Annotated in this window: 22 protein-coding genes; 7 read left to right on the top strand and 15 right to left on the bottom strand. The window is 65.2% G+C overall.

The window, feature by feature from the left end; all coding sequences use genetic code 11:
- The first annotated feature begins 64 nt into the window (after positions 1 to 64).
- Positions 65 to 2,098, top strand: coding sequence for an AsmA family protein (locus tag C7H85_RS11015; RefSeq protein ID WP_106729760.1), 2,034 nt, complete (start codon positions 65 to 67; stop codon positions 2,096 to 2,098).
- Positions 2,099 to 2,182: 84 nt separating this feature from the next.
- On the opposite strand, the gene C7H85_RS11010 is transcribed toward C7H85_RS11015, so the two are convergent.
- From C7H85_RS11010 to typA, 5 genes are all read right to left on the bottom strand, one after another.
- Positions 2,183 to 3,073: a bifunctional GNAT family N-acetyltransferase/hotdog fold thioesterase gene (locus C7H85_RS11010; protein WP_106729759.1), complete on the bottom strand. Its 891-nt coding sequence runs from the start codon at positions 3,071 to 3,073 to the stop codon at positions 2,183 to 2,185.
- Between the two features lie 90 nt (positions 3,074 to 3,163).
- Positions 3,164 to 3,601: a D-aminoacyl-tRNA deacylase gene (gene dtd / locus C7H85_RS11005; protein WP_106729758.1), complete on the bottom strand. Its 438-nt coding sequence runs from the start codon at positions 3,599 to 3,601 to the stop codon at positions 3,164 to 3,166.
- Entirely contained in the window at positions 3,598 to 4,557 is a 960-nt protein-coding gene (gene pip / locus C7H85_RS11000) for a prolyl aminopeptidase (RefSeq protein ID WP_106729757.1), read from the bottom strand. Before pip ends, dtd begins: the two co-directional genes overlap by 4 nt.
- Positions 4,557 to 5,459: a virulence factor BrkB family protein gene (locus C7H85_RS10995; RefSeq protein WP_106729756.1), complete on the bottom strand. Its 903-nt coding sequence runs from the start codon at positions 5,457 to 5,459 to the stop codon at positions 4,557 to 4,559. Before C7H85_RS10995 ends, pip begins: the two co-directional genes overlap by 1 nt.
- A gap of 146 nt (positions 5,460 to 5,605) precedes the next feature.
- Positions 5,606 to 7,432, bottom strand: a complete 1,827-nt coding sequence (gene typA, locus C7H85_RS10990) for a translational GTPase TypA (protein ID WP_106729755.1) — start codon at positions 7,430 to 7,432, stop codon at positions 5,606 to 5,608.
- A 333-nt stretch (positions 7,433 to 7,765) separates the two neighbouring features.
- Here typA and glnA point away from each other — a divergent pair, with 333 nt between their 5' ends.
- On the top strand, positions 7,766 to 9,175 hold the full coding sequence (glnA, locus tag C7H85_RS10985) for a glutamate--ammonia ligase (RefSeq protein WP_106729754.1): 1,410 nt from the start codon (positions 7,766 to 7,768) through the stop codon (positions 9,173 to 9,175).
- 95 nt (positions 9,176 to 9,270) lie between these two features.
- Here the strand turns inward: glnA and C7H85_RS10980 are convergent, their stop codons facing one another.
- Genes C7H85_RS10980 through slyA form a run of 3 tightly spaced genes read right to left on the bottom strand, consistent with a single transcriptional unit; the run spans position 9,271 to position 11,792 of the window.
- Positions 9,271 to 10,284 (bottom strand): DUF2955 domain-containing protein, encoded by a 1,014-nt coding sequence (locus tag C7H85_RS10980; RefSeq protein ID WP_106729753.1) that lies wholly within the window; start codon positions 10,282 to 10,284, stop codon positions 9,271 to 9,273.
- A gap of 8 nt (positions 10,285 to 10,292) precedes the next feature.
- Positions 10,293 to 11,342: an HlyD family secretion protein gene (locus tag C7H85_RS10975; protein WP_106729752.1), complete on the bottom strand. Its 1,050-nt coding sequence runs from the start codon at positions 11,340 to 11,342 to the stop codon at positions 10,293 to 10,295.
- Positions 11,343 to 11,360: 18 nt separating this feature from the next.
- On the bottom strand, positions 11,361 to 11,792 hold the full coding sequence (gene slyA / locus C7H85_RS10970) for a transcriptional regulator SlyA (RefSeq protein ID WP_106729751.1): 432 nt from the start codon (positions 11,790 to 11,792) through the stop codon (positions 11,361 to 11,363).
- 121 nt (positions 11,793 to 11,913) lie between these two features.
- On the opposite strand from slyA, the gene C7H85_RS10965 reads away from it, so the two are divergent.
- The 4 genes from C7H85_RS10965 to add all read left to right on the top strand — a co-directional run bounded on the left by C7H85_RS10965 (position 11,914) and on the right by add (position 16,063).
- Complete coding sequence (locus C7H85_RS10965) at positions 11,914 to 12,411, top strand: DUF4124 domain-containing protein (protein WP_158260085.1); 498 nt, start codon at positions 11,914 to 11,916, stop codon at positions 12,409 to 12,411.
- A 77-nt stretch (positions 12,412 to 12,488) separates the two neighbouring features.
- Complete coding sequence (glnL, locus tag C7H85_RS10960; protein ID WP_106729929.1) at positions 12,489 to 13,538, top strand: nitrogen regulation protein NR(II); 1,050 nt, start codon at positions 12,489 to 12,491, stop codon at positions 13,536 to 13,538.
- A gap of 9 nt (positions 13,539 to 13,547) precedes the next feature.
- Positions 13,548 to 14,975 (top strand): nitrogen regulation protein NR(I), encoded by a 1,428-nt coding sequence (gene glnG, locus C7H85_RS10955; protein ID WP_106729749.1) that lies wholly within the window; start codon positions 13,548 to 13,550, stop codon positions 14,973 to 14,975.
- An 83-nt stretch (positions 14,976 to 15,058) separates the two neighbouring features.
- Positions 15,059 to 16,063 (top strand): adenosine deaminase, encoded by a 1,005-nt coding sequence (gene add, locus C7H85_RS10950; RefSeq protein ID WP_106729748.1) that lies wholly within the window; start codon positions 15,059 to 15,061, stop codon positions 16,061 to 16,063.
- A 76-nt stretch (positions 16,064 to 16,139) separates the two neighbouring features.
- Here the strand turns inward: add and C7H85_RS10945 are convergent, their stop codons facing one another.
- The 3 genes from C7H85_RS10945 to C7H85_RS10935 are packed head-to-tail and all read right to left on the bottom strand — an operon-like array spanning position 16,140 to position 19,670.
- Positions 16,140 to 16,847 (bottom strand): sulfite exporter TauE/SafE family protein, encoded by a 708-nt coding sequence (locus C7H85_RS10945; protein ID WP_106729747.1) that lies wholly within the window; start codon positions 16,845 to 16,847, stop codon positions 16,140 to 16,142.
- Positions 16,844 to 18,262, bottom strand: a complete 1,419-nt coding sequence (locus tag C7H85_RS10940) for an amidohydrolase family protein (RefSeq protein WP_106729746.1) — start codon at positions 18,260 to 18,262, stop codon at positions 16,844 to 16,846. Before C7H85_RS10940 ends, C7H85_RS10945 begins: the two co-directional genes overlap by 4 nt.
- A gap of 49 nt (positions 18,263 to 18,311) precedes the next feature.
- Complete coding sequence (locus C7H85_RS10935) at positions 18,312 to 19,670, bottom strand: uracil-xanthine permease family protein (RefSeq protein WP_106729745.1); 1,359 nt, start codon at positions 19,668 to 19,670, stop codon at positions 18,312 to 18,314.
- Between the two features lie 340 nt (positions 19,671 to 20,010).
- On the opposite strand from C7H85_RS10935, the gene C7H85_RS10930 reads away from it, so the two are divergent.
- On the top strand, positions 20,011 to 21,045 hold the full coding sequence (locus tag C7H85_RS10930; protein WP_106729744.1) for a substrate-binding domain-containing protein: 1,035 nt from the start codon (positions 20,011 to 20,013) through the stop codon (positions 21,043 to 21,045).
- A 21-nt stretch (positions 21,046 to 21,066) separates the two neighbouring features.
- Here C7H85_RS10930 and C7H85_RS19725 read toward each other — a convergent pair whose 3' ends face one another.
- From C7H85_RS19725 to C7H85_RS10915, 4 genes are all read right to left on the bottom strand, one after another.
- Entirely contained in the window at positions 21,067 to 21,207 is a 141-nt protein-coding gene (locus C7H85_RS19725; RefSeq protein ID WP_158260084.1) for a hypothetical protein, read from the bottom strand.
- Between the two features lie 150 nt (positions 21,208 to 21,357).
- On the bottom strand, positions 21,358 to 21,990 hold the full coding sequence (locus C7H85_RS10925; RefSeq protein ID WP_106729743.1) for a response regulator: 633 nt from the start codon (positions 21,988 to 21,990) through the stop codon (positions 21,358 to 21,360).
- Positions 21,991 to 22,120: 130 nt separating this feature from the next.
- Positions 22,121 to 22,747, bottom strand: coding sequence for a response regulator (locus C7H85_RS10920; protein WP_106729742.1), 627 nt, complete (start codon positions 22,745 to 22,747; stop codon positions 22,121 to 22,123).
- Positions 22,744 to 25,212, bottom strand: a complete 2,469-nt coding sequence (locus tag C7H85_RS10915) for a sensor histidine kinase (RefSeq protein WP_106729741.1) — start codon at positions 25,210 to 25,212, stop codon at positions 22,744 to 22,746. Before C7H85_RS10915 ends, C7H85_RS10920 begins: the two co-directional genes overlap by 4 nt.
- Between the last annotated feature and the right edge of the window lie 18 nt (positions 25,213 to 25,230).

Genomic DNA, 25,230 nt, shown 5'->3' with positions numbered 1-25,230 from the left:
CGGGTGTTCCCGCCCAAGGCCAAGCTATGTATGATACAAGCCTCGGATTTTAAAGGGATGTTGCATGAAAAAGCTGGCCAGATATCTACTGGTGTTATTGCTGGTGCTGGTCGCCGGCGGCTGGCTGCTGCTCAGCCTGTTTGATGCCAACCAGCTGAAAAAGCCGGTGCTGGGCTGGCTCAACGAACACACCGAGCTGGATCTCGCCATCGGCAAGCTGGAATTCAACCCGCTGCATCCCTACACCCTGCTGGCGGAAGACGTGCGCCTGGGTGACTGGTTCCGGGCCCGCCAGCTGTACCTGGAGCTCGAGCAACTCTCGCCCCTGGCCGGGCAGACCCGGGTCGCCGTGCTGGATATCATCGACGGTTACCTGCACCTCGACCGGAATGCCGAACTGGCGCTGCCGGACAACCTGGCCAATATCACCGTGGCCGAACTCAATACCAAGAACCTCACCCTCGCCTGGGACGGCTGGGAAGCCCAGGGCGCCAGCCTGACCCTGCGCGACTGGCAGCCCCGTCAGGACGGCGACTGGCAGTGGTGGTCCGACCTGCGCCTCGACGGCCAGGTGCGCCAGCTGTCCCACCCCTGGCTCGAAATGTCCCAGATCAGCCTGGAGGGCCGCCTCAGCCAGCGACAACTGGTGCTGGAGCGGGTGCAGAGCCGATTGTTCGGCGGCCTGTTCGACAGCGGCCTGACCCTGGATCTGCCGGCGCGGGAACTGGTGCTGAACGCCCCCCGCTTTAGTCACAACCGGCTGCAGTTTGACCGCGCGCCCGCCCTGGCCGAGGGCTGGACCCTGCTGCTCAACCGCGCCCGCCTGGAAGATCTGAGCCTGACCAGCCCCTGGCTCACCGCCAACGGCATCGACGGCAACTTCCGCTATGTGGAATGGCAGGGCCAGGGGCTGCCCGAGGCCCGGGGCGAGTGGCAGGCGGAAGAGGCGGTCATGGACTGGCTGCGGCTCGACGCGCACCAGGCCCAACTGACCGGCAGCCGGGAGCGGCTGGGGCTCGCCCTCAGGGGCAAGGCCTACCAGGGCAGCATCGAAACCGAACTGAGCTGGTACCCGCAACAGGGCCGGCTGGATATCGACAACCTGCAGCTGCTGGGCAACAAGCTGGAATGGCTACCCGACATGAACTGGCCGGTGCCGGATGTCCGCATTCACAAGCTCAACCTGGGCCAGGGCGAGCTGCTGTCCCTGGATCCGGCGCTGCCCCTGTCGCTGCTCGGTGGCCAGTTGTTTGTCGCCGACCTGGCCTGGTCCGCCGATCAGTGGCGCCCGCTCAGCGATCAGGCCCGGCTGGAGGGTCGCTGGAGCGAGCTGGCCTACGACAGCCTGATCGCCCGCCAGGGCCAGTTCAGCGCCCGCCTGAACGACACCCTGCTGCTGCTGGACGAACTGGACAGCGAGGCGCTGGAAGGCCGGGTCCGCCTCAGCGGCAGCCTGGGACTCTATCCGCCCCATCAGGGCCGGTTACAGCTCGAGGGAGAAGCGCTGGAATTGCGCCGGCTCAGCAACTGGCTGAGGGTGGAGCGCGGCTTTTCCGGCACCCTGGATATCCGCGCCGGGCTCGCCGGCGAGCCGTGGCAACCGGCCAGCTGGGCAGGCAGCCTGGCGCTCAGCGGTCGAGATCTGTTCATCGAGCGGCTGGCACTGGATGACTGGCTGAAAAACCGGCTGCGGGAAGAGTACCCCCAGCCCAAACAGGTCGACCCCGCCCTGGCGGCCCTCGATCTGGACGGGGCCGACGCCTTTCTCTACCGGGCCGAACTGCAGGGCCCGGTGGCCGGGGGAGCATGGCGGCTGGACGGCAGCGCGGTACAAAGCGTGCGCCACCTGCTGGCGATGCGTGGCACCCTGGATTTCGCCGGAGGCTGGGAACTGGAGCTGGGGGCGATCAACGATCAGGGCTGCCGGGAGCTCGCCGTCCGTCTGACGGACAGCTGGCGGGCGCCCCGATTACGGCTGCACCAGCCGGCCCTGGCCGAGCCCTGCCAGCCCTGGTACCAGGGGCCCGTGCCCTATCCCGCCGCTGGCCTGCCCGGCCGGCTGGCCGAGGCGGTACGCAACCTGCCACGGGAGCCGTAAAAGAAGGGCCCATTTCAATGGGCCATCCCAACACCGATGCTATGTTTTGGTCGACTGAAGTCGACCCTATATGGTGGCCCGGCTTTAGTGCGGCAGTATCACATAGCGGCCGGTAAAGGTGGCGGCCTTGGCGTCCCCGCTGTAGAGGGTGACATTGAGCTCCACCTTGACCCTTTCCCCTTCCTTCAGCGGCAGCAGCTGCTCGCGCAGCCGGCCCTGCACCTCGGCGGTGGGCTCGTCCCACACCGGGGTCAGGTACTTGATCTCGCCGCTGCCCTGCACGATGTCGCCGGTTACCCCGTATTCCTGCATCTGCAGCCAGATCAGACCCCAGCCGGTGAGCACGCACTGGCTGTAAATGCTGCCGGCGAACATCGACTCGTGCAGGTTGAGGTTGGCGGTCAGGTTGGCCCGGGTCTTGAATTTGGTGCCGGTGTACTGGGTGATCTTGATACCCATCTTCTCGCTGATGGGGATGCGCCTGTGCCACTGGCGCTGCAGCTCGTCGCACAGCTCGGGGCAGTGACGGATCTGGTGGATGGGGGTCAGCGCCTTGATCATCTGCCGGTGCGGTATCTTGCCGAAGCTGATCGGACCCTCGCCCACCACGGTAAAGCCGCAGCGGCTGTAAAACGCCACCGCCTCTTCCCGGGCATTCATCACCAGCCGGCGCACGCCCTGCTGGCGGGCCACCTGCTCCAGCGCCTGCACCATGCGCGAGCCCATGCCCTTGTCGCGGCATTCCGGCACCACCGCCATAAAGCGGATCTGGGCCTCGTCGCCGCTCACGTAGAGCCGCCCCACGGCCACCAGCTTGCCGTCTTTATCCACCATCATCCGATGGTGGGCATATTCGTCGAATTCGTCCCGCTCCGAGCCCCGGGGCTGCTGCCAGGGCTTGCGCAGCAGCTGCCAGCGCAGCAGGTAGTAGGCTTCGAGTTCCGCTTCCGTTTGCGGGGTGACCACACGATACATGGTCTGCTCCTGTTATGATTATTTATGAACATCCTGCCGCCAGACGCGGCGGAGAACCATGTGGCGGGTCAAGATACGGTACGGCGCGGGTCACACCTGCAGCCAGAAGGTCACAGGGCCGTCGTTGGTCAGGGCCACCTGCATGTCGGCGGCAAAGCGCCCGCTCTCGGTGGTGATGCCCTGATCCCGGGCCGCCATCACGAAGTAATCATACCAGCGTTCGGCATCGGCCGGGACAGCCCCGCGGGAAAAACTCGGCCGCAGGCCGCTGTTGGTGTCTGCCGCCAGGGTGAACTGGGACACCACCAGCAGGCTACCGCCGGCCTGGCGCAGGTTGAGGTTCATCTTGCCATCATCATCGGCGAACACCCGGTAGCCCAGCACCTTGTTCAGCAGCTTGTCGGCCCTGGCCTGGTCGTCGTCCCGCTCCACCCCCAGCAGCACCAGCAGGCCGGGGCCGATGGCGCCCACCCGCTCGCCGGCCACGGTCACCGCAGCGTCGGTAACTCTCTGGATCAGGGCTATCATGCCGGTGCTATCTCCTTTGCCATCTGTTCGGTCGCTTTGATCAGGGCGTCTATGATACCCGGTTCGAAGGCCGAATGTCCGGCGCCCGGCACGATTTGCAACCGGAGCGCCGGCCACTGGGCGGCGAGGTCACAGGCCGCGGCGGGCTTGCAGATGGCATCGTAGCGGCCATGCACCAGCACCGCCGGCAGGTGGCGGATGTTATCCAGTTGGCGGATGATGTAATTTTCATCGATAAAACAATTATTTACAAAATAGTGGCACTCGATGCGGGCCAAGGCCAGGGCGCTGTGGGCTTCACCGTAATGGGCCTCGGCGTCGAGCCGGGGCAGCAGGGTGGCGATGCGTCCCTCCCAGATGGCCCAGGCCCGGGCGGCGTTCAGCCGGGCCAGCTCGTTGGCGCTGGTCAGCAGCCGGTAGTAGCGGCTCAGCAGGTGATGGGCATCGCCCTCCAGCGGCGCGAGAAAGTCCCGGTAATAATCGGGAAACAGCTGGGCCGCCCCTCCTTCCGGCTGGTACAGCCAGTGCAGATCCTCCGCCCGTCCCAGGAACAGGCCGCGCAATACCAGCCCCAGCACCCGCCCCGGGTGGGCGATGGCATAGCACAGGGCCAGGGTCGCGCCCCAGGAGCCGCCGAACACCAGCCAGCGCTCCACCCCCAGGGCCTCGCGGATCAGCTCCATGTCGGCGATCAGCGCCTGGGTATGGTTTTCGGCCAGTTCCGCGTGGGGCTCCGACTGACCGGCCCCGCGCTGGTCGAACAGGATGATGCGGTAGACCTCGGGGTTGAAGAAGCGCCGGTGCTCGGGCCCGGTGCCGGCACCGGGCCCGCCGTGCACCAGCACCACCGGAATGCCCAGCGGGTTGCCGCTTTGTTCTACATAGAGCCGGTGTCGGTCGGACACCTGCAGCCATTGCTGCCGGTTGGCGGCGATGGTCGGAAACAGGGTGCGCATCAGGACTGGTCCTCTGCCGGGTCGGATGGGTCTGCCTTAAAGCTTAGCCCGTGACTGTGTTCATAGTCGCCCAGGCTGGCGGTGAGCTCCGCCCCCAGCAGCGCCACCAGCCAGCTCAGGTATACCCAGACGAACAGGATGGGCACCGTGGCCAGGGCGCCGTAGATGGCTTCATAGGATGGAAACTGGGTGATGTAAAAGGCAAAACCGCGTTTGGCCAGCTCGAACAGCAGGGCCGCCACCAGGGCGCCGCAGATGGCGTGGCTGAAGCGCACCCGGGTATTGGGCACCACCATGTAAAACACCACGAACATCAGCGTCGACAGGATAAAGGGCAGCAGGCTCAGCAGCAGGGCGCCGACGCCGAAGAAGCTGTCCCCCTGGAAGATGCGCATGGAGGTGACATAAGAGCTCATCGCCAGGCTGGCCCCGGCCAGGATGGGGCCCAGGGTCAGGATCATCCAGTAGGTGGAAAAGGCCACCGACCAGCGCCGTTTCTGGCTGACCCGCCAGATATGGTTGAAGTTCTGATCGATGGCCGAGATCAGCAGCATGGCGGTCACCGCCAGCGCCGCCACCCCCACCGCCGTCATTCTGGAGGCGTTGTCGACAAAGCCCTGGATATGCTGCTGCACCACGTCGCCGGCGGCCGGCACGAAGTTGGTGAACACGAAGTGCTGAATGGTATCGCGGATGTCGGCAAACATCGGAAAGGCCGACATCATGGCGAACACCACGGCGATCATCGGCACCAGTGACAACAAGGTGATGTAGGCCAGGTAGCCGGCGGTCACCGTCAACCGATCCTGCTGCGCCCGCTTCAATACGAAACGGCCGAAGTCCAGGCCATGGTCACGGATAAAGTTCAGGCGATGCGCAATGCGCGCGAGAACCTTGCTCATAGGGGATCCTGCTTCGCTCAAGTGAAACGTTATTGTGGCAAATCAGGCGGGGGCAGTGCCAGTCGGATATGTCAGGGCTGTACTGGAGGAGAAGGCCGGGTCAACAAAAAGGGCGCCGAAGCGCCCTTTCGTCATGGCATCAAGGCTTATGCCCGGCCGGCGCGCTTGCGCTCGTTTTCGGTCAGCAGGCGCTTGCGGATGCGGATGTGGTTGGGGGTCACTTCCACCAGCTCGTCGTCGTCGATAAACTCCAGGGCCTGCTCCAGGGTCATCTTGATCGGCGGCACCAGGGTCAGCGCCTCATCGGTGCCGGCGGCACGGATGTTGGTCAGCTGCTTGCCCTTGAGGCAGTTGACGGTCAGGTCGTTGGAACGGTTGTGAATACCGATCACCATGCCTTCGTACACCTCGGTGGCGTGCTCGATAAAGAGACGGCCGCGCTCCTGCAGGTTGAACAGGGCGTAGGCCAGGGCCTTGCCCTTGCCGTTGGAGATCAACACGCCGTTATTGCGCTGGCCGATGTTGCCACCCTTGTGCGGACCGTAATGATCGAAGCTGTGGTACATCAGGCCGGAACCGGAGGTCAGGGTCATGAACTCGGTCTGGAAGCCGATCAGGCCACGCGCCGGGATCATGAAGTCGATGCGTACCCGGCCCTTGCCGTCCGGTACCATGTCCCTCATCTCGGCCTTGCGCTCGCCCAGTTTCTCCATCACCGAACCCTGGCTGCCTTCTTCCACGTCCACGGTCAGGTTCTCGAAGGGCTCCATCTTGACGCCGTCTTCTTCCTTCAGGATCACCTCGGGGCGGGACACCGCCAGCTCGAAGCCTTCCCGACGCATGTTTTCGATCAGGATGCCCAGGTGCAGCTCACCCCGGCCGGACACGCGGAACTTGTCGGGATCGCCGGTTTCTTCCACCCGCAGCGCCACGTTGTGCACCAGCTCCTGGGTCAGTCGTTCGAGAATGTTGCGGGACGTCACGTACTTGCCGTCCTGGCCGGCGAAGGGCGAGGTGTTGACCTGGAAGGTCATGGTCACGGTGGGCTCGTCCACCGACAACGGCGGCAGGGCCTCGACCGCGCCCGCGGCGCAGACGGTATCGGAGATTTTGAGCTCGCCCAGGCCGGTGATGGCCACGATATCGCCGGCGTTGCCCTCGGTCACTTCGTGGCGCTTGAGGCCCAGGTAACCCATGACCTGGCCGATCTTGCCGTTGCGGGTCTTGCCGTCGGCACCCACCACGGTGACCTGCTGGTTGACCCTGACGGTGCCGCGCTTGATGCGGCCGATGCCGATCACGCCCACGTAGGAGGAGTAGTCGAGCTGGGAGATCTGCATCTGCAGCGGCCCTTCCAGATCCGCATCCGGCGCCGCTACCTGATCCACTATGGTCTGGAACAGGGCGGTCATGTCCTCGGCCGGGGTATCGGCATCGAGGGAGGCCCAACCGTTCAGACCGGAGGCATAAACGACCTGGAAATCGAGCTGCTCATCGGTGGCGCCCAGGTTGTCGAACAGGTCAAACACCTGATCCATCACCCAGTCGGCACGGGCGCCGGGCTTGTCCACCTTGTTGATCACCACGATCGGCTTCAGGCCCTGGGCGAACGCCTTCTGGGTCACGAAGCGGGTCTGCGGCATGGGCCCTTCCTGGGCGTCCACCAGCAGCAGCACCGAGTCCACCATCGACATTACCCGCTCTACCTCACCACCGAAGTCGGCGTGTCCGGGGGTGTCGACGATGTTGATGCGGTATTCCTGACCTTCGGGAGAAGTCCAGCGAATGGCGGTGTTCTTGGCAAGAATGGTAATGCCGCGCTCCCGCTCCAGATCGTTGGAATCCATGACCCGCTCTTCGGCTTCACCACGGGTTTCCAGTGTGCCGGACTGCTGCAACAGCTTGTCCACCAGGGTGGTCTTGCCATGGTCAACGTGGGCGATGATGGCGATATTACGTAAATTTTCTAACATTCCTGCCTCAAAAATACCGGGGTGGGTAAAAAATGGTCGGTCATTTTACTCGGCCACCCCGGATCTGCCTAGCACAATCGAAAATTACTGCCGGCGGCTTCCAAAGCGACCCGGGATGCACCATGATGATCTGCGCCGGTGCCGGGATGCACCAAAAAGATCCATAGATGCACCAACATTGTGCATATTGCCTCGAATTGGCGCTAATGCACCAAGGTAAAACACAAGTGTGACAAGCATTTGGCAACCTGGCACAGTTCTCGCTTTATATTTTGGCAACTGATGAATTTGTTCATCAGACCCTAGGATAATTAATTTTGGAGGTCGACACCGATGTCAGCAGAAAACGTACTGGCCATGATCAAGGAACACGATGTCAAATTCGTCGATATGCGTTTTACCGATACCAAAGGTAAAGAGCAGCACGTTACCTTGCCGGTCAACCAGATCAATGAAGATTTCTTCGAAGATGGCAAAATGTTCGATGGCTCCTCCATCGGCGGCTGGAAGACCATCAACGAATCCGACATGGTGCTGATGCCCGATCCTTCTACCGCGGTGATGGACCCCTTCACCGAAGACGCCACCCTGAACATCCGTTGCGACGTGCTCGAGCCGTCCACCATGCAGGGCTACGACCGTGACCCGCGCTCCATCGCCCGTCGCGCCGAGGAATACCTGGTGTCCACCGGCATCGCCGACACCGTGCTGATCGGTCCCGAGCCCGAATTCTTCATGTTCGATGACGTGCGCTTCCACACCGACATGTCCGGCAGCTTCTTCAAGATCGATGACGTAGAAGCCAAGTGGAACTCCGGCCGCGACTACGAAGAAGGTAACAAGGCCCACCGTCCGGGCGTGAAGGGCGGCTACTTCCCGGTTGCCCCGGTCGATTCCGCCCACGACATCCGTTCCGCCATGTGTCTGATCATGGAAGAGATGGGCCTGGTGGTTGAAGCTCACCACCACGAGGTGGCCACCGCTGGTCAGAACGAAATTGCTTGCAAATTCAATACCCTGACCCTGAAAGCCGATGAAATCCAGATCTACAAGTACGTGGTTCACAACGTCGCCCACGCCTTCAACAAGACCGCGACCTTCATGCCCAAGCCGCTGGTCGGCGACAACGGCTCCGGTATGCACGTGCACCAGTCCCTGGCCAAGAACGGTGAAAACCTGTTCGCCGGCGACCTGTACGGTGGCCTGTCCGAGCTGGCCCTGTACTACATCGGCGGTATCATCAAGCACGCCCGAGCCCTGAACGCCATCACCAACCCGTCCACCAACTCCTACAAGCGTCTGGTGCCCGGTTTCGAAGCCCCGGTCATGCTGGCCTACTCCGCCCGTAACCGTTCCGCTTCCATCCGCATCCCGCTGGTCGGTTCACCCAAGGCCCGCCGCATCGAGACCCGCTTCCCGGATCCGGCCGCCAACCCCTACCTGGCCTTCTCAGCCCTGCTGATGGCCGGTCTGGACGGTATCCAGAACAAGATCCACCCGGGCGATGCCATGGACAAGGACCTGTACGATCTGCCGGCCGAAGAAGCCGCCGAGATCCCGACCGTGGCCGTGTCCCTGGACAACGCCCTGGATTGCCTGGACAAGGATCGCGAGTTCCTGACCCGTGGCGGCGTGTTCAGCGACGATTTCATCGACGCTTACATCAAGCTCAAGCGTAAAGAAACCGAAATCATCAACATGGCGACTCACCCGCTGGAATTCGATCTGTACTACTCCGTCTAAGCTTGAAGCGATAAGCTAGAAGCCAGAAGTGAAAAGGCCCGGGAAACCGGGCCTTTTTTGTTTTTACTTCCAGCTTCAAGCTTTCCGCTTACGGCTCATAGAACCTGGTGGCGGGTGGCGGGAAACAGGTTCAACAGCTTGTGCACCAGATAGATGCAGCACAGGGTCAGCAGTATCGCCACCGTCATCGAACTCAGCCGGTAGAGGGCGCTGAACACCAGATCGTGCTCCGGGGTCACATACTGGCCGAACAGTATGCCCACCGTGGTCAGGCCGGCGAAGCCCACCCCGGGCAACCCCTCCTTCGCATGCAGCCGGGCGAACAGCATCACGCAGATCCAGAACGCCAGGGTCAGCAGCAGCAGGTTGTGGTAGTGGCTGTAGAGCAGCAGCTGGAACAACAGCCCCAGGGCACAGCCGAGCAAGGTGCCGATGCAGCGCTGCCGCCCGGACTGCACCGCGCCGGCGAAGCTCATGGGAAACAGCACCAGCACCGTCGCCACCTGGGCCGACAGCGAATCCACCAGATCCACCGTCTGGAACACCACGAAGCTGCCGGTCGCCACCAGGGCGCCCAGCAGGGCCTGGTGGCGGATGAGGTTGGCGCTCTTTTCCGGCAGGGCCCTGGCCCGGGGCGGCTCCCGGTTGGGCAGCAGGGCATAGGCCACATAGGCCAGCGCCACCGACAGCACCGAGGCCATGATGTTGCTCATCGCCATGTCCGCCAGATCGAACTGCCGGTAGCTGGCGAAGTGCAGCATGATGCTCAGGCTGACGCAGCCCGAGGCGCCGAACAGCATCAGCGGTCCCCTGGCCATCAGGAAGAAACGCCCCAGGAAGAGGCAGAACACCACCACCGTATAGGCCGGCGGCCAGTGGCCGAGCAGGCCCGGCAGCAGCATGATCTCCAGCGAGGTCAGCAGCGCGGAGCCGACGAACTGCAGCACCACGAAGCGGTTCAGCACCGGCACCATGCCCAGCAGCAGCATGGGGTAGACGGTGAAGAAGACGCCGAAATTCCAGTTCATCATTTTGGCCACCAGCATCCCGGCGCTGCTGCCGAGGGCGATGCGCAGGCACAGCCGAAGCCGGTCTTGGCTCAGTTCCATGGCGCGCCTCAGTACAGGTAGCGCAGCTGGCTGACCAGCCAGGCCTGGGTGGCCGCCAGGCCGTGCAGCAGCGGATTAGCGGAAGGATACAGCTGCACCGTGGCGCGGGCCCCGGTGGCCAGCGGCGGCCATTCTTCATCCAGGGTGATGTGGGTGCGCAGGCGCTGGGCATCCCGCACCCAGCGATCGGAATTCACCGGCTGGGCCAACTGGCCGTCGGCGGCCTGCTGGCCTTCCCGCACCCCCACGTCGATGCTGGTGATGTGGCCGGCAAAGACCCGGCCCGGCAGCGCATCGAACACGATGTCCACCGCCGTGCCGGCCTGCACGTGGCGCAGGCTCTTTTCCCGCAGATCCGCCGTCACCCAGGCCTGATCGGAAATCAGCGCCAGCAGCGCCTGGCCGGCGGCCGCATAGTTGCCCTGTTGCAGCTGCAGGTTGCCCACCCGCCCGTCCGCGGCGGCATGGATGCGGGTGCGGGACAGCGCGAGCGCGGCCTGCTCCCGCGCCGTCCCGGCCCGTTCCACCTCGATCCCGGCCGCCCGCAGCGACTGCTCGGCCTCCTGCCGGCGCGCATCGGCCGCCAGCCGGGCCACCCCGGCCGACTCGGCCTCGACCCGAGCCTGTTCCAGCCGTTGTTGGGACATATGTCCATTTTGGTGCAAGCGGACGATGCGCCCGGCTTCCCGCTGCAGCTCGTCCGCATTGAGCCCGGCCTGGCGGGCGGCGGCCACGGCTTCGGCCAAGGCCGCCTCGGCCTGCTTCTGCGCCGTGCGCGCCTGACGCAAGCCGAGTTCGGCCTGCTGCAGGGCCAGCCGGTAGTCGCTGTCATCCAGCTCGAACAGCAACTGGCCACGACTGACATGCTGGTTGTTTTCCACGTGGATGCGACTGACCAGGGCGGACACCTGCGCCGCCACCGGCACCACGTGCCGCTGGATACGGGCCTCCGGGGTCATCGGCATGTAGCTGTCGGCAATCACAAAGTAGGCAAATAGCAGGATAAAAGCGCACAGGGCCCGGCGGACCCAGCGGGTGAAACTTTGTTCGGGTGTCATTTGTACCTCAGCAAGCTGTTATTCTTTAGGCCCGCTCATTCCTTGCAGGTTATCGTGAATCTGTTCCATGACCTGGCAAAACACGCCGAGCTGCTCCTCACTCAGGCCGGCCAGGATCTGGCGACGGGAGTCGTCCAGGATCAGTTCCATCTGTGCCAACAAGGGCCGGGCCGCCGCCGTCAGATGGACCCGCTTGGCCCGCCGGTCCTCACTGCAGGGCCGGCGCTCGATCAGTCCCTGCCGCTCCAGCCCGTCCAGGGTGCGGACCATGGAGGGATTCTCCACCCCCACGCTGCGCGCCAGTTGATGCTGCAACACCCCGTCTTCCTGTTTGAGGTGAGACAGAGTGATCCACCGGCTCTGGGTCAGTCCCAGCGGCTTGAGTCGTTCGTCGTTGACCGCGCGCCACTGCCGTACCAGGCTGGCCAGCGCCATCCCCAAGGTTTTCATGGCTACCTCCCAATTAGTTAGCATGCTAATTATGCTCTTGCTAACAATATCCGGCAAGTTATTTTCCCGGCCCTGTGCCTTTCACTATGCTTTAAAGGGGTGCGTCATTCGGACGGGAACCATGCGCTATCATTACTGGCTGCTGCTGGCGACATTACCGGTGGCCGCCGACACGCTTTATCAGTGGCAGGACGAGACCGGCACCGTCCATTATTCCGATCGTCCCGCCCCGCCCGACCCGGCGGCGCTCCCCACCCGTTCCGCGTCCCTCGTCCCCTCTCCCGGGCCAGTGCCGGCCCGGCCTCCGGCACCGTTGTTCGGTTACCGGCTCCGCCTGCCGCCGCCCTCGTCCTCCCCGGGCATGCCGGGACTGCTCGTTTTCAGTGCAGAGCTGGAGCCGCGGCCGGCCAGTTTCCGCTTGCAGCTCTGGCTGGATGGCCAGCCGGTGGCGCAAGCCGAAAATAACACCCAAATGACACTTAATCGCCCGCCGCCGGGCGATTATCACGCCGTGGTGAAACTGCTGGGTAAAGACGGCAAGCTTCTTGCAGAGTCTAAGGCGATAACCTTTTCTCTACACCGCACCCAGGCGGAGCAGGCCGCGCACAGCGCACCATAAGGCGGCAGAGCCCACCCGGGAGGTGGTAGAATAAGTGCACCATAGTGGTGCAAATGCCATAAAGGGGGCAAACGGTGTTGGAATCCCAGATCACCACCAAGGCGATCATCGACAATCTGCTCACCGCCGTACTGGTGGTGGACGGCAACCTGCTGGTACATTTCGCCAATACCGCCGCCGAGCAGTTGCTCACCCTGAGCAAGCGCCGGCTGCAGGAAGCCCAGCTCGATCAGATAGTGGAGGATATTTCACTGGATACCCGGCGTATCCAGCGCTGCATCGAGTCCGAGCAGGGCTTTACCGACAGCGAGGTGCAACTGGTGATCGACGGCGCACCGCGCTGGGTCGATGTCAGCGTCACGCCTTTTATCCTGGAGGGAAAAACCCGGGCGCTGATCGAGCTGCGGCTTATCGATCAGCAAAAGAAAATCAGCCAGGAGCTGCAACAACGGGCCCAGCAGCAAGCCGCCCGCGAGCTGGTGCGCGGCCTGGCCCACGAGATCAAGAATCCGCTCGGCGGCCTGCGCGGTGCGGCGCAGCTGCTGGAGCGGGAGCTGGCCCAGGAAGACCTCAAGGAGTTTACCCAACTGATCATCGCCCAGGCGGACCGGCTGCGCAACCTGGTGGACCGGCTGCTCGGCCCGCAGCGCCCCGGCCTGCGCCAGGTTACCAACCTGCACTCGGTGCTGGAGCAGGTGCGCCAGCTGGTGGCGATGGAAATCCCCCAGGACATCAAGCTGAGCCGCGACTACGACCCCAGCATCCCGGATTTCGAGATGGATCCGGAGCAGCTGCAGCAGGCCTTCCTCAACATAGTGCGCAACGCCGCCGAGGCGCTGGGCGACAGGGGTCATATCCAGATCCGGACCCGCACCGCCTTTCAGGTAATGCTGCAGGGCCGCCGTTACCGGCTGGCGGCCGAGATCCGCATCATCGACGACGGCCCCGGCATCCCCGAGCAGCTGCGCGACACCCTGTTCTACCCCATGGTGACCGGCCGGGAAGGCGGCACCGGCCTGGGCCTCTCCATCGCCCAGGACCTGATCCATCAACACAAGGGGCGCATCGAGAGCCAAAGCCGCCCCGGGCGTACCGAATTTATTATCTATCTGCCGTTACGACGATAGGAGAAGTTTATGGCTGAACTGGTATGGATAGTCGATGACGACAGCTCTATCCGCTGGGTATTGGAGCGGGCACTGGGCCAGGCGGGCTTCCGCTGCCACAGTTTTGCCGACGGAGAAAGCGTGCTGGCGGCGCTGCCCCAGGGCAAGCCGAGCGTGGTGGTATCCGATATCCGCATGGGCGGCATGGATGGCCTGACCCTGCTCAACGCCATCCACAAGCAGGCCCCGCAACTGCCGATCATCATCATGACCGCCCACTCGGATCTGGACAGCGCGGTCAGCGCCTACCAGCACGGCGCCTTCGAGTACCTGCCCAAGCCGTTCGATATCGACGACGCCGTGGCCCTGGTGCAGCGGGCCGTGGCCCACATCAAGGAGAGCAGGAGCAAGGGCCGCAGCCTGGCGCCCGAGTCCCTCAACACCCCCGAGATCATCGGCGAGGCCCAGGCGATGCAGGAGGTGTTCCGCGCCATCGGCCGGCTGGCCCGTTCCTCCATCTCAGTGCTGATCAACGGCCAGAGCGGCACCGGCAAGGAGCTGGTGGCCCACGCCCTGCACAAGCACAGCCCCCGCGCCCGGAATCCCTTTATCGCGCTGAACATGGCGGCCATCCCCAAGGATCTGATCGAATCGGAACTGTTCGGCCACGAGAAGGGCGCCTTCACCGGCGCCAACAGCGTGCGCCAGGGCCGCTTCGAACAGGCCGACGGCGGCACCCTCTTCCTCGACGAGATCGGCGACATGCCGCTGGATATCCAGACCCGGCTGCTGCGGGTGCTGGCCGACGGCCAGTTCTACCGGGTGGGCGGCCACCAGCCGATCAAGGTGGACGTGCGCATCATCGCCGCCACCCACCAGGATCTGGAGAAGAAGGTGGAGGATGGCGACTTCCGCGAGGATCTGTTCCACCGGCTCAACGTGATCCGCATCCATATGCCGGCGCTGAAAGACCGCCGCGAGGACGTGCCCAAGCTGGCCCGCCACTTCCTGGCCCGGGCCGCCAAGGAGCTGGCGGTGGAGGCCAAGAGCCTGCACCCGGACACCCAGGTGTATCTGCAGTCCCTGTCCTGGCCCGGCAACGTGCGCCAGCTGGAAAACGTCTGCCGCTGGCTGACGGTGATGGCCTCGGGCCAGGAAGTGCTGATCGCCGACCTGCCGCCGGAGCTGATGCAGAAGGAGCGGGAAAAGGAAAAGGACGGCGGCAGCCAGGACTGGCGCCAGGCGCTGAAGGACTGGGCCCAGCAATCCCTGGCCAAGGGCAAGCAGGATCTGCTGGCCGACGCCCAGCCCGAGTTCGAACGCATCCTGCTCGACTGCGCCCTCACCCACACCCAGGGCCACAAGCAGGAGGCGGCCCGGCTGCTGGGCTGGGGCCGCAATACCTTGACCCGGAAGTTAAAAGAGTTGCATGGTGACGACAGCCTGGTAGAGGATTAGCATTCAGTTAATCCCCGTTAACCCTTGCCGATGGCCGCCCTTCGGGCATCGGCAAGGGTCCAGACCAGATAAAGGAAGACACCATGATAGATCCCAGCCTGCCCCTGCTCGACCTGCACCGCCACCTGGACGGCAACATCAGGCCCGCCACTATTCTCGATCTGGGCCAGGCCTTCAACATGGTGCTGCCCGCCACCACCCTGGAAGGGCTACGCCCCCATGTGCAGGTGCTGGACAACGCCCCGGACCTGGTGTCCTTCCTCGCCAAGCTGGACTGGGGCGTCAAGGTGCTGGGCGACTACGACGCCTGCCGCCGGGTCGCCTACGAGAACGTCGAGGATCTGCAGACCGCCGGCATCGATTATGCCGAGCTGCGCTTCAGCCCCGGCTACATGGCCATGAGCCATAACCTGGATCCCCAGGGGGTGGTGGAAGCGGTGATCGACGGGGTGGCCGCTGGCCAGCGCGACTTCGGCATTCCGGTGAAACTGATCGGCATCATGAGCCGCACCTTCGGCCAGGCCGCCTGCGAGCGGGAGCTGGCCGCCTGCCTGGCCCACCAGGACAAACTGGTGGCGATGGATCTGGCCGGTGACGAGCTGGGCTTTCCCGGCGAACTGTTCAACGACCACTTCAAACGGGTGCGGGACGCCGGCCTGCACATCACGGTGCATGCCGGCGAGGCGGCCGGCAGCGACAGCATCTGGCAGGCCATTCGCCAGCTCGGCGCCGAGCGTATCGGTCACGGCGTCAAGGCGGTGGAGGACGAACGCCTGCTCGACTACCTGGCCGAACGCCGCATCGGCATCGAATCCTGCCTCACCTCCAACCTGCAGACCAGCACGGTGGCGGATATCGCCGCCCATCCCATCCACCGCTTCCTGGCAAAAGGCGTGCTCGCCTGCCTCAACACCGACGATCCGGCGGTGGAAGGTATAGAGCTGCGCCACGAATACACCGATGCCGCGGCCCGCGCCGGCCTCAGTGCCGCCCAGACCCGCCAGTGCCAGGAAAACGCCCTGCAGATGGCCTTTATCAGCCCCGCGGAAAGGGCCGCCCTGCTCACCGCCAGCGCCGAGCGGGAGTGACAACCGCAGAGTAAAGGCCCAGTTAGCCGACGCTGCGGACCGCAACGGCCTTGCCCGTCGGGCAAGGCCTTTCATCTTACTGCCACAGCACCAGGACGCCCGACACCAGGGCGAACACCAGCACGAACTGGCGCAGGAAACGGGCGTTGATGGTGCGGTGCACCAACTGGCTCAGGATCAGCCCCGCCGCCAGCGCCGGCAACATCCAGCCCACCGGCAGCAGCAGTTCGGCCTGCAGCCGGCCGTCGAGCGCCAGCACCAGCAGCGAGACCAGCTCGCCGATCAAAAAACACAGGGCCACCGAGGCGCGCAGGGTCGCCACCGGCATATGCTGGTACACCAGGGCCAGGGGCGGCCCGCCGATGCCGGTGGCGGTTTCGGTGATGCCGGTGATCACCCCGGTGGACACGAAGGCCTTGCGCCCTGGTGCAAAGGCCGGCGCCAGCCAGCTGACCAGCACCGCCGCTATGGTGGACACCCCGATCAGGATGTTGAGCTGGTTTACAGGCAGCACCACCAACACCCAGAGCCCGCCGAAGGTGCCCAGCACCCGGCCCAGGGATATCCACTTGGTGCCCCGCAAGTCGATGGCGTGGCGCTCCCGCCAGGCGATCAGGGCATTGAGCGGCAACATCAGCACCAGCAGGCTGATCGGCAGCAACGCCGGCGCCAACAACCCCAGCACCGGTGCCACCACCAGGGCGAAGCCCATGCCGGTGGCACCCTGGACAAAGGCGCCCGCCGCCACCGCCAGGGCGATCCAGGCGAAAACATCCGGGCTCATGACGCGCGTCCGCCGGGGCCCGGGCGTGCCGCCTCCCACTGCCGCCGATGCTGGCCCGAGTCGGGATGGATTTTCTGGATCGGCGCCCGCGCCACCACCGCCTTGGCGTGCTCGTCCACCTCCCGCATCAGGGCCTGGGCGTCCCAGTCCAGCGGCCAGCCCTGCCACAGCCGCAGGCGGCCGGCCACGAACACCCCCAGGATCTGATCCCGGTTGGCCAGCCGCACCAGCTCCCAGCACAGATCCCAGGACGGCAGCAGCTCGGGCACCTCCAGGTCCACCAGCAGGAAGTCGGCCGCCCGGCCGGGCGCGATCTCGCCGGTGTTCAGCCCCAGCACCCTGGCCCCGCCGCGGGTGCCCTGCTCCAGCCAGGGCCAGCCGCCGCCGCAGGAGGAGTCCCCCACCGCCAGGCCGAAGGCGAAACGCTGGGCCGCCTCGGCGTAATCCAGCAGCCGGAAACCGTCGCTGCGGGTGCCGTCGGTACCCAGGCCGAGGCGGATCCCCAGGCTGTGCATCAGCTGGGCCTGGGCCACGGCGTTGCCTTTCCAGGCGCTGGCCACCGGGTTGTAGCTGACCGCGCTGTCGGAGTCGCGCAGCATCATCAGCTCGTCGGGGGTGAGCAGGGTGGCGTGGGCGAGCAGCGCCTGGGGCCCCAGGGCCCCGGCCCGGTGCAGGTGCTCCACCGGACGCAGGCCGCGCTGCTCCAGGGAGCGCTCCACCGCCACCAGGTGTTCGTTGACGTGGGTCTGGAACAGGATGCCGGCCTCGGCGCAGAGCGCCGACACCCGGTGCAGCATGGCATCGGTGGCGATCTCCGGGATGGGCACGGCCAGCGAGGGGGTCACCAGCGGCTGGCCCTGCCAGCCGGCGATATGTTGCTCGGCCCGCGCCAGTATGGGCCCGGGCGCCAGCTCCTCGCTGCCGCGCTTGTCGTTGCACACCAGCCCCAGCACGCAACGCAGTCCCGCCTCGGTGGTGGCGCGGGCGATAGCGTCCAGCCCCTCGCTGGCCCGGGTACCGGCGTCGCAGACGGTGGTGAAGCCGCCGCGCAGGGCCTCCAGCGCCGCCAGCTTGGCGGTCAGGTAGAGGATGTCCGGGCTCAGGCCGGATTCCATGGGCACCCACACCCGGCGGAAGATCTCCGACGGCTCGCCGAACACCAGCGCCTTGCCGAAGGCCTGGGTCAGGTGGTGGTGGGTATCGACGAAGCCGGGCATGATCAGCTTGCCGGGCAGGGCGGTCACCGCCAGCTCCGGGTGGGCCGCCTGCAGCTCGGCCAGGGGACCGACGGCGCCGAAGCGCTCGCCGTCCAGCAGGATGGCGTGCTCCCGCACCGGGCCGTCCGCCAGCAGCAGCCAGTCGGGCGCCAGCAGGCAGCGTTGTTCGAACTGGGAGGGATTGAGTTGCGTCTTCATGATGGTCCTTTTATTGGCTGGGGCAGGCCGCGGGGCCTGCCCGGGTAGATCAGCGGCTCTGCAGCCGGGAGTGGTCTTCGGCCGCGGCGACCGGCGCCGGCCCCTTGCCCAGGTAGTGGAACAGGGCATTCATCAGGGCGGCGGTGATGGCGCCCATGGCGACACCGTTGCCCAGCAGGGAGGCCAGCCCGGAGGGGAACTGGCTGTAGACGCCGGGCACCAGTATCGGGAACAGGCCCACCGCCAGCGCCACCGACACCACATACATGTTGGCGTGCTGGCGCAGATCGACCCGCCGCAGCATGTCGATGCCCATGGTGCCGACGATGGCGAACACCACCAGGCCGGTACCGCCGACCACCGCCTCGGGCACGCCGTGGATCACCCGCGCCAGGGGCGCGAGCAGGGCGAACAGGATCAGCATCAGGCCGGAGACCAGGGTGACGTAGCGGGAGCGGATGCCGGTGGCCCGCACCACGCCGATGTTCTCGCCGCTGGTAATGATCAGCGAGGTGCCGAACAGGCCGCCGAGCAGGGACACGGCGGCGTCGCCGCGGATGGTCTTGGCCACGTCGTTCTCCGGGTCCAGCTTCTTGTCCACCACCTCGCCGATGGCGATGGTCTGGCCGGTGGCCTCCACCATGGAGATGATGCAGAAGATCATCAGCGGCAGCGAGGCCAGCAGATCGAACTTGGGCATGCCGAAGGGCAGCAGCGACGGCAGGCTGAACAGAGGAAACAACGACAGGTGCTCGACATGGAAGGCGCCGAACAGCACCGCCATCAGGGTGCCGCCCAGCAGGCCCAGCAGGATCGCCAGCTGGCCCATCATGCCGCTCAGCACCCGGGCGAACAACACGGTGAAGCCGATGGTGGCGAAGGCCAGCAGCAGGTTGAGCGGGGCGGCGAAGCCCTCGGTGCCGGGCTTGCCGACGATCAGGAAGCCCGAGATCTTCACCAGGTTGATGGCCACCAGCAACAGCATGGTGCCCACCACCACCGAGGGGAAGAAGCGCAAAAACTTCTTGAACACGGGCAACACCAGGAAATAGAACAGCGCCGTCAGGATCACCGCCCCCGAGGCGGTGGCCACGTCGGTCTGCTGGGCGATGAGGATGAACAGCACTATGGGCGCGCCGCCCGGCAGCATGATGAACGGCAGCCGGGCGCCGAAGCCGCGCCAGCCGATGGACTGCAGCAGGGTGCCGATACCGCAGATGATGAAGGTGGCGCTCAGCAGGTTGATGGTCAGCTCCGGGGGAAAATCCAGCGCCGTGGCCATCAGGAACACCGAGGCGATGGGCGAGGCCGCCATCACCAATACATGCTGCAATCCGAACGCCAGCAGCGTCTTCAGGGGCAGCTTTTCGTCGACCGGGGCGGTGACGTCCTTGTGTACTTCCGACATGATATTCTCCTTGCATCCATATGCCGCCGGCAGCGGGTACCGGCGGCTCCTTGTGCCCACCACCAAAATCGATTTGGGTGATGAGATAAAAACAACCCGTCGCCATCATGTCCGGTGCGGGTTCCCCATCTCTCGCCAGTGTTTCCAGAGATGAATCGATTTGGTCGCTTAACCGACAAACCCAAATCGATTTGGTTAAAAGTTATTTCAGGTTCCGTTCCCTGTCAAGCCGGTTTTTTCACCAGACCGGTCGAGACGGGGCCGGTACCCGAATCGATTTGGTCCCGGCCGGGGCCGGAGGTATACTCGACGGCATACGCGATAAGCCCCCAGAGGCCCCATGAGTTCAGCCAAACACGGCGGCCCGCGCCGCCTCACCATCGCCGATGTCGCCGAGGCGGCGGGCGTGTCCCGCACCACCGTCTCCCACGCCCTCAACGACCGGGGGCAGGTGGATCCCCAGACCCGGGCCCGGGTCAAGGACGTGGCCCGCCTGCTGGGCTACAGCCCCAACCTGCGGGCCCAGCGCCTGCGCACCGGCCGTACCAACTCCATCGCCCTGCTCTCCTCCATGCCTTTCGCGGTGGCCGGCGGAGCCTCCCGCCTGGGCTTTATGATGGAAATCGCCGCCACCGCGGCGGAGGCGGCGCTGAAGCAGGGCCTGGCCCTGGTGCTGGTGCCGCCGCTGGCGGAAGCCAGGGGGCTGCTGGACGAGCTGGACGTGGACGGCGCCATCATCATCGAGCCGGTGGCCCAGGATCCCCAGGTCACCCAGCTGCGGCGGCGCGGCATCACGGTGGTGTCCATCGGCCGCCAGCCGGAGGCGGATCCCCCCCTGCCCTATGTGGACCTGCAAGCCGGGGCCACCGGCCGGCTGTTGCTGGAACACCTGGCGGCCCAGGGGGCCCGCCACATCGCCCTGCTGATCGGCCAGCAGCGGCGCCACTCCTACGTGGACGTGGAGCAGGCCTACCGCGACTTCACCACCGCCCGCGGCCTGCCCTGCCTGATCGCCAAGGCCGAGGAAGCCGGCGGCGAAGAGGCCGGCGCCGAGGCCTGCCGCCGGCTGCTGGCCGAGCACCCGTCGCTGGACGCCATCTGCGCCCCGGTGGATGCCTTCGCCGTGGGCGCCATCCGGGCGCTGCGGCAGGCCGGCCGCCGGGTGCCGGAAGAGGTGAAGGTGGTGACCCGCTACGATGGCCTGCGGGCGCAGAAATGCCAGCCGCCGCTGACCGCGGTCAACCTGCACCTGGAAGAAGTGTCGGCCCGGGCCATTTCCCTGCTGCTGGCGCACATCAACGGCAAGGAAGCCCCGGATATCGTCCGTGGCCCCACTCCCGAGCTGATCGTCAGGGCCTCTTCCGATAATGCTTGAGCCGTCGACGGGCCTCGCCGCTCAGATCACCCGGGAGAACTGCTGCATCCGGACCTGGCGGCGCAGGTGCACGTCCCGGTTCAGGGCGTAGCCCACCGTCTGGGCGTGGCCCAGTTGGTCGAACCGAGCGTAGTTGAACACCGACAGCCGGGCCGGCCTCATGGCCGCCAGCGCCGAGCGGGAATAAGCTTACCGTCTTCGCCGAGCGGCAACCTGAAATCGGGGGCGGCATGAAATGCCGTGGGAGGTTCGCCTCACACGAGCCGCATTACCACCTGCGTGAGGAAGAGACGCCTTGGGATCCGGCCTGACTTATCCGACCAGCCCTTCGGTCACACAATAACGGATCAGTTCGGCATTGTTGGCCATATTCATTTTCTTCATCAGGCGGGTCTTGTGGGTGCTGACCGTCTTGTGACTGATCACCAGCCGGGAGGCGATATCCTTCAGGCTGTGCCCCTTGACCAACAGTTCCAGCACTTGCTGCTCCCGGCCGGTGAGCCGTTCGTGGAGAATCGGTGACAGGCCGGCGCTCATATCGAAGACGACACGCTCCGCCAGTTCGGGAGCGATAAAGTGCCCCCCGTCGGCCAGGCGGTGGATCGCCGCCAGCAGCGTGTCCGGATCGCAGTCCTTGGTAAGGTAGCCGGATGCGCCCGCCTTCAGGGTACGCCGGACGATCTGCGGTTCATTGTGCATGCTGAGCACCAGGATCGGCAACGACGGATACCGGGTGCGAATACAATTAATCAGTTCCTCGCCGCTCAGGCCCGGCATGGATACGTCCAGCAGCAGCAGATCGAAATGCCCGCGCCACAACAATTCCAGCACCTGGCCGCCGTCGGTCGCCTCACCGGCCACCGTCAGCCCGCCGGCCTCGGCAAACAGCTGTTTCAGTCCCTCTCGGACCAGGGTATGGTCCTCCGCCATCAACAATCGAATCATCCTGGTTCTCTCGCTCTCGTTATCGGTGCTTATCTGTCGCAAAGGCGCTCCATCGCCCTGGGGCATTCGGGGTCGCCCCCATCATGCCTCAGGGCGCTTCCCGTCGCCAAGGTGCTCCGGCCAACCGTCCTTAAATACGGTTCCGAAATGCGAGGCGGATCAATTCGGCGTCGCTGTCGACCTCCAGCTTTTGCATCAGCCGGGCCTTGTGACTGCTGACCGTCTTGTGGCTGATCACAAGCTTGGCCGCAATATCGCGTAAACAGTGGCCCTCGACCAGCAGTCGCAGCACCTGACGCTCACGTCTGCTGAGCCGCTCAAACTGCAACGCCGCCAGCTCCGACTGCGCCTCAAAGGCAACCCGTTCAGCCAGATCCTGGCCGATGAAGCGTCCACCAACCGCCACCTTGCGCACCGCCGTCAGCAGCACCTCCGGCTCGCTGTCCTTGGTCAGGTAGCCGGCGGCCCCGGCCTTCAGCTTGCGCCGTACCACCCGGGGATCGTCGTACATGCTGAGCACCAGAATCGGCAACTCCGGCAGGCGGCGGTGCACCCGCCGCATCAGCTCCTCACCGCTCAGGCCCGGCATCGATATATCGAGCAGCAACAGGTCGAACCCGCCGGGGCGCAACAGTTCCAGCACCCGGTCGCCGCTGCTCGCCTCGCCGGCCACGACGATGTCTCGGGTACCGGAAAACAGCCGTTTCAGGCTCTCCCGAACCAGGGCATGGTCATCGGCTATCAGCAACCGGATCACGGCGTTATCTCCGGCCGGCGAAACAGCGGCATCTCCAGTTGCAGCAGGGTTCCCCGCCGGGGCAGGCTGGAGACCACCAGTTCCCCCCCCAGCATCAGCGCGCGTTCCCGCATGCCGATAAGCCCATAGCCTGTCCTGCCGGCGGGATCGAAGCCGACACCGTCATCCCTGACGGTCAGGCAGCAGACGTCCGCCACCCGATGTAAGCCGAGCTCGACCGTTTTGGCGCCGGCATGGCGCGCCACATTGGTCAGCGACTCCTGGGCCACCCGGAAGACCCCGATCGAACGCTCCTCGTCCAGCACGATCCCGTCGTCGACATCCAGCCCGCAACGGATGCCGGTGTTCCGGCTGAACTCGTCCGCCAGCCACTCCAGCGCCGAGGAGATCCCCATGTCGAGGGCCGCCGGCCGCAACTCGGTGGCGATGGAGCGCACCGCGCCTATGGTGCGGTCGACCAAGCGCTTCATCTCCCCGATGCGCCTGGACAATTCGGGGTGGAGCCCTCCGAACTGGCGGCACACCAGATTCAGGTTCAGACGCAGCGCGGTCAACAGCTGCCCCAACTCGTCATGGACTTCCCTCGCGATGCGCTTGCGTTCGGCTTCCAATTCCGCCTCGCGGCGGGCACCCAGCTCCCGCAACTGGGCGCGGGATTCGCGCAGTTGCCGGCCACTCTCCTTCAGGCAGGTGATATCCCGCCCGATAGCCAATACGCTCATGACGCACCCCTCGCCGTCACATTCGGGAACGAAGCGAATCAGATGCCATTGCCGGCGGGACTCGAAATGGAATTCCTGCTCGAACGGCAAACCACTGGCCACGGTCTCCCGGATACAGGCAGCGAAGCGGTCGAATGCGGGTGCATTTGCCAGCACCTCGGCCGACGCTTTGCCCGCCACGTCTTCCAGCGAGACGCCCAGCCAACGGCACAGCGAAGGGTTGAGATAGAGGATATGGCAGCTGTTGGCGTAACGTCCGATAAAATCGGGCGAGTTTTCTACCAGGGTGCGCCACTGGATCTCGGCTTCCTTGAGTGCCGAGATGTCGCGGCCTACGGCGAGGACAGAGGCGAGCTTTCCATCCGGATCGAATTCCGGCACGAAGCTGAGGTCGAAGAACCTCAGTCGGTCATCCGCCGCAAGCACCCGGAGCTGCGCCCGTGCCTCGAGGCCGCTGTCCAGCACCTGCTGCAGGGGGCGCCGGTAGCTGTCGCCCTCCGCCAGGTTCTTGCCGATAAGGCTGTCCGCCGGCACCCCCAGCAGGCGCTCTACCGCCGGGTTCACATAGAGCCGCCTCCCCCGGCGATCGTAGCGCACCACCACGTCCGGCGAATGCTCGACCAGGGCGCGGAACTCCTGCTCCCGTTCATGCTGCAGCCGCTCCGCCCGCTTGCGTTCGGTGATGTCGCGGGTGATGCCGACGATACGATGGATCCGACCCCCGGCATCGCGCACCGGGATCAGCGTGGAATGAAAGAACAGCCGCCCAGCCGGCAGCTCGAGCTCCACCTCCTCGTCGACGACGGCGCCGGCGGTCACGCAGCGCCGGTACTTGGCGTTGACCTTGGTCGCCTCTTCTGGCGACACCGTTTCCTCGACGGTCTTGCCGATCAGTTCATCCCGCGACATGCCCACGGCCCGCTCGAAGGCGGGGTTGATCGCCAAGTTGCGAAATCGGCCGCCCTCGGTCACCTCGAGCAGGAAGAGCGCATCCAGCGAATTGTCGAAGATATCGCGGTAGCGCTGCTCGCTCTCCAGTTGGGCCTGCTCCAGCAATGCGCGCTCGGTAATATCCCGCGCCAGCGCCAGGCTGTACCGTTCCCCCTCGTGCTCCAGGAACACGCAGCTCACCTCCACCGGCACCAGGCGCCCATCCCGGGTTCGGTGCCAGGTTTGTACGGTATCGGTCAGCTGTCCCAGTTGAAGCTGACGTCGCCAGGCCTCCTCCAGCCACCGCATCGAGCAATTCGGATCTATATCGGGTACCGTCATGGCGAGCAGTTCGCCGCGGTCGTATCCCAGCACCCGGCAGGCCGCGCCGTTGACATCCCGGATACGGCCCCGGGCATCGATCAGGTACACCGCCTCCTGGATATGGTCGAGGGCGATATCGGCCAGCATCAGGGCGGAGGCATCCTGGATCTGCGACAGGAAACCGAGCAACCGGCCACGGCCGTCGCGCAGCGGGGTGGTGATCGCCGTCACAGACACCACTTCGCCATCACGGTGCAGGTAGCGCAGCAGCCGCTTGATGGCGCCGCCATCCCCGCCTATCCGGGCGCACTCATCGACAAAGCTCGCCCGATCATCGGGGTGCAGCAGCGCGGTCATATCACGCCCCGCCAGCTCGGCGGCGCCATAACCCACCAGCCCGGCGAAGGCGGTGTTGCACTCGCCCACCCGGCATTCGTTGCCAAACACCACCATGCCCATCGGTGATTGTTCGAATATCGCCTGATACATCCCCGGCCTCCCCGCCAC

The sequence above is a fragment of the Zobellella endophytica genome, assembly GCF_003012775.1.
GTDB lineage: Bacteria > Pseudomonadota > Gammaproteobacteria > Enterobacterales > Aeromonadaceae > Oceanimonas > Oceanimonas endophytica.
This window is presented reverse-complemented; position numbering and strand designations above follow the sequence as displayed.

Coding starts and splice junctions, on each gene's coding strand:
- C7H85_RS11015 (WP_106729760.1), top strand. CDS start 65: ATGAAAAAGCTGGCCAGATATCTACTGGTGTTATTGCTGGTGCTGGTC.
- C7H85_RS10965 (WP_158260085.1), top strand. CDS start 11,914: ATGCGCTATCATTACTGGCTGCTGCTGGCGACATTACCGGTGGCCGCC.
- glnG (WP_106729749.1), top strand. CDS start 13,548: ATGGCTGAACTGGTATGGATAGTCGATGACGACAGCTCTATCCGCTGG.
- typA (WP_106729755.1), bottom strand. CDS start 7,432: ATGTTAGAAAATTTACGTAATATCGCCATCATCGCCCACGTTGACCAT.
- C7H85_RS11010 (WP_106729759.1), bottom strand. CDS start 3,073: ATGTATCGTGTGGTCACCCCGCAAACGGAAGCGGAACTCGAAGCCTAC.
- C7H85_RS10995 (WP_106729756.1), bottom strand. CDS start 5,459: ATGAGCAAGGTTCTCGCGCGCATTGCGCATCGCCTGAACTTTATCCGT.
- C7H85_RS10925 (WP_106729743.1), bottom strand. CDS start 21,990: ATGATTCGATTGTTGATGGCGGAGGACCATACCCTGGTCCGAGAGGGA.
- glnA (WP_106729754.1), top strand. CDS start 7,766: ATGTCAGCAGAAAACGTACTGGCCATGATCAAGGAACACGATGTCAAA.
- C7H85_RS10980 (WP_106729753.1), bottom strand. CDS start 10,284: ATGGAACTGAGCCAAGACCGGCTTCGGCTGTGCCTGCGCATCGCCCTC.
- C7H85_RS10930 (WP_106729744.1), top strand. CDS start 20,011: ATGAGTTCAGCCAAACACGGCGGCCCGCGCCGCCTCACCATCGCCGAT.
- dtd (WP_106729758.1), bottom strand. CDS start 3,601: ATGATAGCCCTGATCCAGAGAGTTACCGACGCTGCGGTGACCGTGGCC.
- add (WP_106729748.1), top strand. CDS start 15,059: ATGATAGATCCCAGCCTGCCCCTGCTCGACCTGCACCGCCACCTGGAC.
- C7H85_RS10915 (WP_106729741.1), bottom strand. CDS start 25,212: ATGTATCAGGCGATATTCGAACAATCACCGATGGGCATGGTGGTGTTT.
- C7H85_RS10975 (WP_106729752.1), bottom strand. CDS start 11,342: ATGACACCCGAACAAAGTTTCACCCGCTGGGTCCGCCGGGCCCTGTGC.
- C7H85_RS10940 (WP_106729746.1), bottom strand. CDS start 18,262: ATGAAGACGCAACTCAATCCCTCCCAGTTCGAACAACGCTGCCTGCTG.
- slyA (WP_106729751.1), bottom strand. CDS start 11,792: ATGAAAACCTTGGGGATGGCGCTGGCCAGCCTGGTACGGCAGTGGCGC.
- pip (WP_106729757.1), bottom strand. CDS start 4,557: ATGCGCACCCTGTTTCCGACCATCGCCGCCAACCGGCAGCAATGGCTG.
- C7H85_RS10945 (WP_106729747.1), bottom strand. CDS start 16,847: ATGAGCCCGGATGTTTTCGCCTGGATCGCCCTGGCGGTGGCGGCGGGC.
- C7H85_RS10935 (WP_106729745.1), bottom strand. CDS start 19,670: ATGTCGGAAGTACACAAGGACGTCACCGCCCCGGTCGACGAAAAGCTG.
- C7H85_RS19725 (WP_158260084.1), bottom strand. CDS start 21,207: ATGAGGCCGGCCCGGCTGTCGGTGTTCAACTACGCTCGGTTCGACCAA.